Raw genomic sequence first — 12,184 nt, 5'->3', positions numbered from 1 at the left:
TCTTGTGACGCTTTCTGCACAGTCCGATAACGAATCGGCACGCAATGCGATCCGCTCGCCAGGGGCGGAATAGTCTGCCCCTATCCCAAGTAAGGCCGACAGGCACTAAGGAGTACCATGAAACGGCATCAGAAGCTGATGGGCATCGCCGCTCTCGGTGGCGCCCTCGCACTCGCCATGAGCGCATGTGCACCAGCGACCAACGGCGGCGGCAACGAAGGCGAGGGCGAAGGCCCTCAGACCGTCGAAGGCGCCGACTACAACCCCCAGCCCCGCGAGAACCTCGAGGCCGGTGGCGAGCTGCGCATCCCCATCTCCAACATCGCGGAGCAGCTGAACTACTTCCACAGCGATGGCGACGCTCGCGTCACGCAGGTCGGAACCTGGTTCCGCCCGCAGGTGCTGCTGATGGACCCGGACGGCACGGTCAAGCCGAACCCGGCGTACCTCGACGACTACTCCTTCGGTGTCGAGGACGGCAAGACCGTCCTGCACTTCAAGGTCAACGAGAAGGCTGTCTGGAACGACGGCACTCCGATCGACGTCACCGCCTTCCAGGCCACCTGGACGGCCCAGAACGGTGAGAACCCGGAGTACCTGCCGAACGCGACCGACGGCTGGAAGGAAATCGAGTCCGTCGAGGCCGGCGAGAACGACCACGACGTCATCGTCACCTTCAAGGGCGAGTTCGCCTGGCCCGAGATGGTCTTCTCCCAGCTGCTGCACCCGGCTGTCAACACGCCGGAGCTCTTCAACACCGCGTTCCTCGGTGACTGGCACCCCGAGTGGGGCGCAGGTCCCTACACGGTCGAGGACTACGACAAGACCGGTGGCGTCGTCACGCTCGCGCCGAACCCGAAGTGGTGGGGCGACGAGCCGCTGCTCGACAAGGTCACCTTCATCCAGATGGAGCCGACCGCTGCCGTCAACGCGCTGCGCAACGGCGAGGTCGACATGGCCGAGACTGGCAGCGCCGAGCTGCTGGCCCAGGTCGAGGACCTCGAGGGCGTCGAGACCTACAGCGGTCAGGCGACCGCGAACGCGATCTTCACGCTGAACGCCACGAACCCGGTGCTCTCCGAGCTCGAGGTCCGCAAGGCGGTCTTCGAGGCGATCAACATCGAGCAGATCAAGGAGATCGTCTTCAACGGTCTCAACTACACCGAGGAGCCCGCTGGATCGCTGACGCTGTTCTCGTTCCAGCCGGACTACAGCAACGCTCTCGAGGAGGCCGGCCGCAAGGACGGCGACACCGAAGGTGCCAACAAGCTCCTCGACGAGGCCGGCTGGGTTCCCGGTGAGGACGGCATCCGCGAGAAGGACGGCCAGCGCCTGTCGCTCGTCTTCCCGGTCCACTCCGACACCGAGACCGCCCGCGCGCGTTCGCTCGCGGTGCAGTCGCAGCTCGAAGCCGTCGGCGTCGAGGTCGAGATCGATCAGCGTCCGTCCGCGGAGTTCGCCGAGGACTACAACACGCAGAACGGTGACATCTTCTTCCTCAACTTCACGTCGTCCGACCCGTTCGGTGCCGCCTGGTTCTGCCAGCTGTACTGCTCGGACAGCGGCCTGAACCTGTCGGGCACCGGCACCCCGGAGATCGACAAGATGATCCACGAGGAGCTGGAGACGATCTCCGACCCGGTGGAGCAGACGAAGAAGGCCATGGAGATGGAAGCTCAGATCTTCTCCGAGACCTGGGGCATCATCCCCGTCCTGAACGGCCCGGAGATCTGGACCGTCAAGGCCGGCCTGGCGAACCTCACGCCTGAGCCGTACGTCGGCCTCGACCTGTTCGGCATCACGCCGGTCGAGAACGTGGGCTACGAGAAGGAGTAACTTCTCGCACTCCTGAGGCGGGGCCGGTGGTTGATCCACCGGCCCCGCTTTCGCGTTCTCCGGCGGGTCTGTTCTCTATGCTGAGGCTCGTGAAACCCCGCGTCGTCCTCGTCCACGGCATCCGAACGTCACGGACCATGTGGCGCAGCCAACTCGACCATCTCGCGGCACGCGGCGTCAGCGCCGTTGCCGTGGATCTCCCGGGGCACGGCTCGCGCATGCACGAGCCGTTCACACTGACCGCGGCATCGGCGACGATCGACCGCGCCGTACGGGATGCCGCGGCCGAGGCGCCTGTGCTGCTCGTCGGCCAGTCGATGGGCGGTCTGCTCTCGGTGGCGTACGCCGGGCAGAAGGATACTCCGCCACTCGCGGGGCTCATCGGCGCCGCCTGCACGACGTTCCCCCGCGGCGTCGCTCTGTCGACGTATCGCTTCCTCACGCAGCGGTTCGATGCGCTGCCCGATCGCGGACTGTGGCTCACCAGGCGCATGCTGGCCGCGACGCTCCCCGAGGACACCCGTGCGGACTTCGAGGCCGGCGGTTACGCGTTCGACACGCAGGGCGTCGCGCTGACCAGTCTCGGCGAGCTGGATCTCGAGACGGCGCTCCCCCGCATCCGGATCCCGGTGTGGTGGATCAACGGTCAATTCGATCAGCTGCGCATCCACGAGCGGCTCTTCCAGCAGCTGACGCCGCACTCCGAACTCATCGTCGTACCGCGGACGACGCACCTGGTCACCGCGATGCGGCCTCGGGTCTTCAACGCACTGCTGGATCTGGCCGTCGCGACTCTCGAACGGGACGCACAGCCGTCGTCATGATCGCTCCGATCACGGACAGCGCCCCCGCCGCCAAGAACAGCAGCCAGAATCCTCCGACCGCGGCGACCAGGCCGGCGCCGATCAGCGGACCGAGCAGCTGCCCCAGGCTGGCGGATACGTTCACGACGCCGAGATCCCTGGCGTTATCCCTGCCATCCGGCAGCAGATCGGTCGCCAGGGCGAGACTCACCGACATGTAGCCGCCGTAACCGACCCCCATGACGGCCGCTGCAATCGCCGTTCCGAGGAACGTCGGAGACAACAGGATGAGCACTGCCGACAGCGCCTGCACCAACGCGGCGGCGATCACCAGCGTCCGCCGGCGACCCGTGCGGTCTGAGATCGTGCCGGCCAAAAGCGATGCCGCCACGACGAACACCGTGTAGATCACGATGAGGACGAGCAGGTCGTCCTCGGCGGTGTCCGCCGGTGATCCGACCCCGTAGAGCAGATAGAACAGCAGCAGCGCCGTCCCGAGTGCGTTGCCGATGTTGACGGCGAGCCGGCTGAAAAGGAGCCAGATGAAATCGTGATCCCGCAGCGCGCCCCAGCGGTCGCGAGCCGCTGCGTCGACGCCGAGAGGTCGCCTCACGGCCGGCGGATCTGGGAGCAGCGCCGCGGCCGCGAACCCGACGACGAGGATGAAACCCGCCAGCACCAGATAGCTCTCGGCGATGCCGAGTCCGAGCAGAACGACCGCGCCGACCCCGACGACGATCCCGACGGCCTGCGCGGAGCTCACCAGGGCGGATGCCGTGCCGCGCTGCGCCTCGACCTGATCGGCGATCAGCGCCGTCAGGGCCGCCGACACGACCGCGATACCCGTCGAGACGCCGATCCAGGCCGCACCGACCGCGATCGGCACGGTGCCGGCACCGGTCAGGACGAGGGATGCCGCGGTGAGCACCGAGCCGCCGAGGATCCAGGGCCGCCGTCGTCCCCACCGCGAGATCGTGCGATCGGACAGCGTCCCCGCCACCGGCCCTGCGACGACGCCCGCAAGCCCCCCGATGGACAGGATGAGACCTGCCCACACGACGCCCCCGATCCACCCGCCCTCCGCGCCCTGCGTGCGCTGCGTGTCCAGTTGGAGGGGAAGCAGCAGTTGAACGGGCGTGAGCTGCACGGTCCACACCGCGAGCCACGCGATGGCGAAGACGGTCATCCAGCCGCGGCCGACCCTGGCCGTTCGCGTGGCAGACGCATGCGGCATCGGCGGCTCCTTCGGCTCGGCTGCGCTCAGCTTGCCGTATCCACAGCGCCAAGCGCCAGCCGCGCACGGCGGTTCGCGGCAAACCTGGTAGCATTGGTTCTTGGCTTGCGTGTGGGTGAACCCCTCACGACCGTCGGACAGCAGCCCCTCTACTGCTCCCGGCATTCCCAATCCCATCTCTGAACGAAAGCTTCTACGCGTGGCAAACATCAAGTCGCAGATCAAGCGCATCAAGACCAACGAGAAGGCGACGGCCCGCAACAAGGCTGTCAAGTCCGAGCTCAAGACCGTCGTCCGTCAGACCCGTGCGGCCATCGCCGCCGGTGACAAGGCTGCTGCCGAGGCAGCGCTGAAGAAGGCGACCAAGAAGCTCGACAAGGCCGTCAGCAAGGGCGTCATCCACGAGAACCAGGCGGCGAACCGCAAGTCCTCGATCGCCAAGCAGGTCGCCGCTCTCTGAGCTGCATCCGCTCGCTGAGCTGATTCTTCGAAAGGCCCGTCCCGTTCGCGGTGCGGGCCTTCGTCGTACCCGGAGGACGTCCGCCCGAGCCCTACTCGCCGAACGGGGTGCGCGTCGCGATGACCGTCACCATGCGCTCGAGGGCGAAGATCGGATCGCGCGCCGCACCCTTCACCTCAGCATCCGCTCGCGCAGTCGCCTGGATCGCGAGCCCGAGCGATCGCTCGTTCCACCCGGCCAGGTCGCGGCGCGCTCGGTCGATCTGCCAGTCCTTCATGCCCAGCCTGGTCGCGATCTCGCGGCTCGACCCGCGGATGCCGGCGACCTTCGCCATCGTGCGCAGCTTCATCGCGAACGCGGCGACCATCGGAACAGGATCGGCGCCGGAGGCGAGGGCGTGCCGGAGCGACACCAGAGCCTCGCCATAGCGCCCCGCGATCGCTGTGTCGGCCACCACGAACGCGGAGACCTCGACACGACCGCCGTAGTACTTCGTGACGACGTCCTCGGAGATGTCGCCCTGGACGTCGTTGATCAGCTGCTGGCACGCGGCGGCGAGCTCTGTGAGATCATCGGCGAATGCGGACACCAGAGCACGCAGGGCCTGCGGCTGGATGCGCTTGTTCGCGGCCTTGAACTCCCCCGCGGCGAAATCGAATCGGTCACTGTCGCGCTTGACCGCCGGGCACGCGATCTCGATTCCGCCGCCTGAGCCACCACGCAGCGCGTCGAGGAGCTTCTTGCCGCGGACGCTCGCACCGGTGTGACGCAGGACCACGGTCGCGCCGTCTTGAGGATTCTCGAGGTACGACACCGCCTCGTTCAGGAAGGCATCCGAGCACTTCTCGACACCGGAGACCCGCACCAGGCGCGGTTCGCCGAACAGTGAGGGCGATGTGACGGCGAGCAGGGTCCCTGCGGCGTAGTCATCGGCGCGGATGTCGCTGACCTCGAGCGCCGGATCCTCGGCGCGGAGGTATTCGCGGATGCCGGCGATGGCCCGCTCCGCACACACCTCCTCTGGCCCGGAGACGAGCACGAGCGGTGCGGGACGCGGCTCTCGCCACGACACCTGCGGGATCTTCGCCGCCGCCTTGCGTGCGGGGGTGCGAGCGGCTGCCATAGATGCCAGCCTACCCGGGGCCGCCGACCTCGGACGGTGCGTCCGCGTCGTCCGAACGCTCCGTCCAGACGACGAGTTCGCCCTCGCGCCGGCCCACCAGGACACGGCCCTGCAGATCGGTGCGCAGCGAGGTCGCTCCGGTCGCCGCGACGAGATCCAGGGTCTCTTTCCGTGGATGCCCGTAGTCGTTGTCGGCGCCGGCGCTGAAGAGGGCGACCGCCGGGCTCAGAGCGGCGTACAGCCCGGCATCCTGGTCCGCACTCCCGTGATGCGCGACCTTGACCACCTCGTACGGCGGCCTGAGCGCTCCGGATGCCGCGAGCAGACGTTGCGGGGTCGCCGACAGGTCGCCGAGGAAGATCGACCGAGGCACGTCGGTGCCCTCGATCTCGATGACGACACTCGCGTCATTGCCCGCGGGGAATGCCGCCTGGTGCGCGCGCGGCCAGAGCACCCGCCAGTCCGCGGCGCCGAGGGTTCCGCGCTGACCGGCGGATGCTTCGACCGTCGCCGCGCCGCCCGCCGCGAACGAAGCAATCAGGCGTTCGTCTTCCGCCTCCCCCACCGGTCCGTGCAGCAGCGTGCCGACGTGGCCGACCAGCGCGGATGCGCCACCCGCGTGGTCGAGGTCGAAATGCGTGAGCACGAGCAGGTCGATCCTTTCGACGCCGAGCGACGACAGGCAGTGAGTCAGCGCCTCGGGTTCCGGCCCGGTGTCGATCACCGCGATCCGCGCATCGGAACGCACGACGAGCCCGTCGCCCTGCCCGACATCACATGCCGCGATCGACCAGTCGGCTGATACAGCGACGACTGCGAGCGGGCCGTCCAGCAGGACGCGCGCCGCCCCCAACGCGACCGCGACCACGAGCACGGCGCCGGCGGCGCGCCGAAGCCCCGACGAGGTCGCCGTCCGTGCGCGGTTGCGGCACAGCAGCACCGCACAGGACGCACTCACCACAAGGACGATGGCCGCCGTGAGGATGCCGGGGACGACGAGCAGCTGCGCCCCTGGCATCGCAGCCGTCGTCGTCGCGGTCGTCGCGATCCATGCGGCCGGCAGCCAGGCGGAAGCCGCAAGAAGGTCGGCGACGAGCGGAACCGGCGCTGCGAGGCACGCGAGCAGGCCGACGACCGTCGCGATCGGCGCGGCGGGAGCGGCGAGCATGTTCGCGATGATGCCGATCAGGGACTGCTGCTCGGCGAACAGCGCGATGATCGGGCCGCACACCAGCTGCGCGGCGACAGGCACAGCAAGGCCCAGCGCGAGCGGAGCCGGAACCCAGCGTTCGAGACCCCGTGCGAGCGGCGGTGCGAGAAGGATCAGCGCCCCCGTCGCCGCGGCCGACAGGGCGAACCCCGGCGTCGCCGCCAACCACGGATCCGCCACGAGGATGCCGGTGACGGCGAGACACAGCACGCTCACGCCCGCGCTCGGACGACCGAGCAGCACCGAGAGCATGCCGAGACCGGACATGGTCGCCGCACGGATCACGCTCGGTTCCGGTGTCACCAGCACGACGAACGCGGCGAGCGTCGCCAGGGCGACGCACACGCGGGTCTTCCGGCCGCCGCCGCACAGCGCGACGAACCAGAACGCGGCACCCACCACTATCGCGCAGTTCGCGCCGCTGACCGCTGTGAGGTGTGAGAGTCCGCTGGTGAGCATCGCGTCGTTCAGCTCGGCCGATACGGCGGTCGTGTCGCCAACGGCGAGTCCGGGAAGCAGGCCGGCCCCGGGCTCGGGGAGACTCACAGCACGTGCGACGAACTCCACTCGCGTCGCGGCGGCGATCGCGAACACGCCCACGGCCGGCGCGATCACCTCGGCCGACGTCGCGAAGACCACGAGTGCCGCGCGCTCGGACGGCTCGGTCGCCATCACCTGACCTGTCACCCGGACCCGCGCACCCAGAACCGCGCCGTCCAGTTCATCCGTCCCGATCCGCACCGCGACCGACAGCTCGCGCTCGGAGCCCTTAGGCCCCAACCGCACGGTCTGCGCGTCGAACCACGAGCGGCCGTCGACGCCCGTCGTGCTCGAAGACGTCACATCGGCCTCGACCGTCACGACACGTCCATTGAATTCCGAGACCGACGCGCGCGCTGGCACGGTGAGCGCGCAGGTCAGCGCGGCTGCCGCCGCGCCGGCGCACGCCAGAGCGGCCAGCGGCGCCCAGCTGATGCGACCCCGCTGCGCCGCGACGACGCACACCGCGCCCACGACCAGCGCGAATGCCAGCATCCACCAGCCCAACGCCGGCACGAACACGCACGCCAATGCAGCAGCCCAGGCGACGGTCGCGACAGGCACGAGTCTCAGATCGCGGCGATTCACACGCGCACCCTGCTGCACCGCGCCCGTGGGCGCGGCCGGGGCGTACTGGATTCCGCGGGCACCCCGCCACGCTACGCACGCGTCAGTGTCGCAACGCGACGATTCCGGCATCCGTGGACAGTTCCAGCGACTCCGGGATCTGTGCAGATCTAGTGCGAGGCCCAGCGTCCGAGTTCAACTGGTGCGTCAATCCGCTCAGCGGCATCGAGGAATTCCCGATCCAGGATCTTCGTCGCGCCCAGCACTTCCACGCCGAGCAGCACGCCTTCAGCATCGAAGTCGAGCACGACGGATCCGTCAGTGCTCTCGACCTCTACGTTCCGCACAGAGGGTCCCGACGCTGTCTTGGGCGCGAGGGAGATGTAGGCGGCGTCTGCATCGGCATCGAACGTGGTGCGCATGTGTGGAAGCCTACGGCGAGGTGTGACACTCGCGCTGTCCCAGCCGAGAGATAGCGGGATGGCTCGCCCGACCAGAGCGGGCTCCGGGTATCTGCCAGCCGAATATCAACCCGACCTCTGCTTCATGAACGACGCGGTTCAGACGTCATTGCTTCGTGAGGAAGTCCTTGTGCACCCAACCGGTCTTCCCGGCGTACGTCACCTTGCGCCACGAACCGCTCGACGCGAGGATCTGGCCGACGCTCCTGCCCTTCGGGATTGTCAGCAGCGGCTTCTGGCTGGTCGATGCCGTGGGCCGCAGGTTCAACGCCGCCGTGGTCTTGTAGGTTGCTGGCTGCTGTGCCGGCGCAGGCTTCGGCGCCGGGGACGTCGAGGTCGACTTCGTGAGGAAGTCGCTGTGCACCCAACCGGTCTTCCCGGCGTATGTCACCTTGCGCCACGAACCGCTCGAGGCGAGGATCTGACCGACGTCCTTGCCCTTGGGGATCGTCAGCAGTGCCTTCTGGCTCGTCGACGCCGTGGGCCGCAGGTTCAGAGCTGCTGTGGTCTTGTACGTGACAGCAGATGGAGCTGGCGCCGGGGCGGGTGCCGGCTCCGGAGTTGAAACGGCGGGGCGCTTCGGGGTGAGCAGCCAGTTCGCTATCCAACCGCTGCGTGAACCCGCCTTGACCGGCAGGAACGAGTTGGAGACCTGGCCCGGTACCGCCGTGACCATGGTGCCGGCGGCGAGTTTCACGACGACCGCCGTTGAAGTCGATGCTCCTGCGCGCAGGTTCACCGCTCCGGTCGTGTAATACGTGCAGGTGCTGGGTGCCGTCTTGGCGGTGATCCGGGTGGCCTGCTTGACCACATCGACGCCGCGGCTCTTCAACCAAGGGACCGGATCGAGCAGCTTGCTCCCGCCCGCCGTATGTTCCCAGAGCTCCAGGTGCAGATGCGGGCCGGTGGTGTTTCCGCTCGTGCCCACGGAGCTGATCCGTTGCCCGGCCTTCACGACCTGGCCGACCTTCACGTAGGTCGTCGCCGACCAGACGTGCAGGTACTTCGTCGTGTAAGTGACCTTGCCGACGGTGTGTCGGATGTCGATGTGTCCGGCGACCGAGCTGGTTCCCGAGACGGCAGCGGTGACGACGCCTGCCGCGACGGCATAGATCGGCGAACCGTTCTTCGTCGCGAGGTCGACGCCGCCGTGCGACGTGGTGGCGCCTGGGGCCGGCATGCAGCGCGGACCCTGCCACGCCGAAACGTCGTACGACTTCGCCGCGAGCGGCATCACGAAGGTCGTGGCCGCAGGTCCGGAGGTGGCTGCCGCGCTCTGGGTAGCCGAGACGGGGACAACAGCGACTGCGGCGGCCGGCGACAGCCCCGTGGCGCCCAGCGCGATCGCGGTGGCAACAGCCAGTGCATGACGTGATCTGAGTCTCATGATTCTCCGGTCAAAGCGGGATGGCGCGGTGGGGGCGCGCAGCATTCACGACATTATCGGTGCGGTCGGTTTCATCGCGAGTTACAAATAGAAACGACGTATCCGCTCTCATTCGAGCGCTTGAATTGTTGACCTCGTGCTCAGCCCGCGCCCGATCTTGGCATCCGGCTCTGCGAGTCGAAGCCCTGCGGGTATCTCTTGACCCGGGGGTGGGTGGTGACGTCCCGTGGGACCCGAATCAGCCTCGACAGCGACGAATCACGAGGGTGAGCTTTCGGAGGATTTCGTGGGCAGACCGATCTCCGCGCCTTCTTCCCATACACAGGGGGCACGCGAAAGCGTTGCATCCGCGGCTACCCTGCCATTCGGTGAAGTCAGCTGCTCCTGAACGAGCGCGCATCCCTCGGTTCGAGCGGATGCGACGTCTGATTTCCGCCGGAACTGCGGGCTCGTCACTGGTGGACTCGAAGCATGAGCACACCCAGACGCGATCCTCTCCCGCGCGCGTTCACACGGATCGCGTGGTCGAGCGTGACCACCCAGATGGCAGAACAGATCGCACTGGTCGCCGTACCCCTCGCTGCCGTCCTGATGCTCGGTGCCGGAGCAACGGAGACGGCACTGCTCCAGGTCGCCCAGACGCTGCCGTTCCTCGTGCTCGCACTGCCGTTCGGACTCATCATCGATCGCACGTCCCCCCAGCGAGTACTTCTCGCCTCGGAGCTGCTGCGCATGGCCACGCTGGGCACCATCGTCATGCTTATCGCACTCGATGCGCTCTCCCTCGGCGCGCTCCTCGTCCTCGGATTCGTCGGCGCGATCGGCACCGTGGGCGTCAGCGTCGCCGTCCCCTCCTCGGTACCGCGGCTCGTGGCATCCGAGCACCTGATGGACGCCAACCGCTGGTTGGAACTCGGACGGAGCACCGCCTTCATATCCGGCCCTATCCTCGCCGGCGCCATCGTGTCGGCGACCAATGCCAGCACGGCACTCGTGGTCGCCACCATCGCCTGCGCCGCCGCTGCCGCGCTGCTGATTCGACTCGACATCCCCGGAACCGCATTCTCGACCCGCGCCTCTGCCTGGAGCGACGTCGCCCACGGCATCCGCTACGTGATGGGGCACCGGCTGCTCAGGCCGATGATCGTCACCTCGACCATCTTCAATATCGGCTGGTTCCTGATCCAATCCGTCTTCGTCGTCCATGCACTCGGCCGGCTGGGAATGACACCGACCACGGTCGGAATCGCCCTGGGCGCCAACGGAGGCGGAATGGTGATCGGCGCCGCGCTCTCCGGACCGCTGTCACGACGCTTGCGGTTCGGGCTGGTGACGGTGCTCGGGCCGGCCGGCGGGTTCATCGCCGCCACCTTGATGGTCACAACCCTGTGGGTACCTGCATCCGCTTTCGCGTTCGCGTCGTTCTTCCTCTTCGGGCTCGGACCAGTCCTGTGGACCATATCCACCACATCGCTCCGTCAGGCCGTCACCCCGGCACCGATGATCGGCCGAGTGTCGTCGTTGGTCGTGGTCTCCACATACGGCGCCCGACCTATCGGCGCAGGGCTGGGCGTCGTCCTAGCGGCCACGGTCGGAATGTCCTGGTGCATCGCAGCGGCGGTCATCGTCTTCGCCGCGCAGCTGGTCGTCGTCCTGACTTCCGCTCTCCCGTCGGTACGGGAGCTTCCCGCCCTGGCATCCTCTGTGACGCGATAGCGATGCCGTCAGAATGCGCGGGGGCTTGTCCAGCCTCGTCGACCAGTTGCGCCGAGTGCGACCCAGGCACCACTCATGGCCAGCTACCCCTGATCTCGGCCAGCCGCTCAGACAGCGGCTGGAGCCGAGAGCCCACCCGCACGCGTCTCAGCGCAGCCGATCCGCCCGCCCGCTCACACCCGCACCTTGTCCCGCAACCCCTCGAGCAGTTTCTCCCCGATCCCGGGCACCGCGAGCAGATCGTCGACGGAGGCGAATCGGCCGTTGTCGTCGCGCCACTGGATGATCCGCTCCGCCAGTGCCGGACCTATCCGCGGCAGCGTCTCCAGCGCTGCCTGGTCCGCGGAGTTCAGGTCGATGACGCCGTCTCCGCCCGTTCCGGGGGCGACCGAGCCCGGTGCGGGTGCCGCGCCGACTTGCGGCACGACGATCTGTTCGCCGTCCGACAGCAACCGGGCCAGGTTCACGGCCTGAAGGTCGGCGTCGTCGAGCGTGCCGCCCGCCGCCGCCAGCGCATCGGCGACCCGCGTGCCCTGCTCCAGCACGTACAGCCCTGGATGCGACACCCGCCCGAGGACGTGCACGTACACCTCTGCCGGAGCGACCGTCGCAGACCCGGCATCCGACGTGTCGATCACCTGAGACGGCGACGCCTGACCTCTGAGGATGCCGAGACCGACGGCACCGGACAGCACGACCAGCCCGAGCACGACGGCGGCGCCCACGCCGAGCTTCAGACGTGCCCGCTGGCGGGCCTCTGACGTCTCGGGATCGGCTGGCACTCCGCCACATTACGCACGCATGCGGTGGCCCGGATGCAGTGATCCCGGCATCCGTGGAGAACTCC

The 12,184-nt window shown here is 68.1% G+C and carries 10 protein-coding genes; 4 read left to right on the top strand and 6 right to left on the bottom strand.

Annotated elements, in window-relative coordinates:
* Positions 1-117: 117 nt before the first annotated feature.
* A complete protein-coding gene (locus AC3ANJ_RS08265; RefSeq protein WP_488319045.1) occupies positions 118-1,836 on the top strand; it encodes an ABC transporter family substrate-binding protein in 1,719 nt (572 codons plus the stop codon).
* A gap of 89 nt (positions 1,837-1,925) precedes the next feature.
* Positions 1,926-2,660: an alpha/beta fold hydrolase gene (locus AC3ANJ_RS08260; RefSeq protein WP_488319044.1), complete on the top strand. Its 735-nt coding sequence runs from the start codon at positions 1,926-1,928 to the stop codon at positions 2,658-2,660.
* On the opposite strand, the gene AC3ANJ_RS08255 is transcribed toward AC3ANJ_RS08260, so the two are convergent.
* Positions 2,599-3,873: an MFS transporter gene (locus tag AC3ANJ_RS08255; protein ID WP_488319043.1), complete on the bottom strand. Its 1,275-nt coding sequence runs from the start codon at positions 3,871-3,873 to the stop codon at positions 2,599-2,601. The genes AC3ANJ_RS08260 and AC3ANJ_RS08255 overlap by 62 nt on opposite strands.
* A 199-nt stretch (positions 3,874-4,072) precedes the next feature.
* Here AC3ANJ_RS08255 and rpsT point away from each other — a divergent pair, with 199 nt between their 5' ends.
* Positions 4,073-4,333, top strand: a complete 261-nt coding sequence (rpsT, locus tag AC3ANJ_RS08250) for a 30S ribosomal protein S20 (protein ID WP_406245480.1) — start codon at positions 4,073-4,075, stop codon at positions 4,331-4,333.
* A gap of 91 nt (positions 4,334-4,424) precedes the next feature.
* Here the strand turns inward: rpsT and holA are convergent, their stop codons facing one another.
* From holA to AC3ANJ_RS08230, 4 genes are all read right to left on the bottom strand, one after another.
* Positions 4,425-5,456, bottom strand: a complete 1,032-nt coding sequence (gene holA, locus AC3ANJ_RS08245) for a DNA polymerase III subunit delta (RefSeq protein ID WP_488319042.1) — start codon at positions 5,454-5,456, stop codon at positions 4,425-4,427.
* A 10-nt stretch (positions 5,457-5,466) separates the two neighbouring features.
* On the bottom strand, positions 5,467-7,794 hold the full coding sequence (locus tag AC3ANJ_RS08240; RefSeq protein WP_488319041.1) for a ComEC/Rec2 family competence protein: 2,328 nt from the start codon (positions 7,792-7,794) through the stop codon (positions 5,467-5,469).
* Between the two features lie 149 nt (positions 7,795-7,943).
* Entirely contained in the window at positions 7,944-8,195 is a 252-nt protein-coding gene (locus tag AC3ANJ_RS08235) for a DUF2283 domain-containing protein (RefSeq protein WP_488319040.1), read from the bottom strand.
* Between the two features lie 145 nt (positions 8,196-8,340).
* Positions 8,341-9,621: an SH3 domain-containing protein gene (locus AC3ANJ_RS08230; RefSeq protein WP_488319039.1), complete on the bottom strand. Its 1,281-nt coding sequence runs from the start codon at positions 9,619-9,621 to the stop codon at positions 8,341-8,343.
* A gap of 471 nt (positions 9,622-10,092) precedes the next feature.
* Here AC3ANJ_RS08230 and AC3ANJ_RS08225 point away from each other — a divergent pair, with 471 nt between their 5' ends.
* A complete protein-coding gene (locus AC3ANJ_RS08225) occupies positions 10,093-11,337 on the top strand; it encodes an MFS transporter (protein WP_488319038.1) in 1,245 nt (414 codons plus the stop codon).
* 173 nt (positions 11,338-11,510) lie between these two features.
* Here AC3ANJ_RS08225 and AC3ANJ_RS08220 read toward each other — a convergent pair whose 3' ends face one another.
* Positions 11,511-12,119, bottom strand: coding sequence for a ComEA family DNA-binding protein (locus AC3ANJ_RS08220; RefSeq protein ID WP_488319037.1), 609 nt, complete (start codon positions 12,117-12,119; stop codon positions 11,511-11,513).
* Between the last annotated feature and the right edge of the window lie 65 nt (positions 12,120-12,184).

Source organism: Microbacterium sp. STRO-1N, assembly GCF_057748015.1.
The sequence above is the reverse complement of the archived record's forward strand: the minus strand, read 5'-3'. Positions and strand labels throughout refer to the sequence as shown.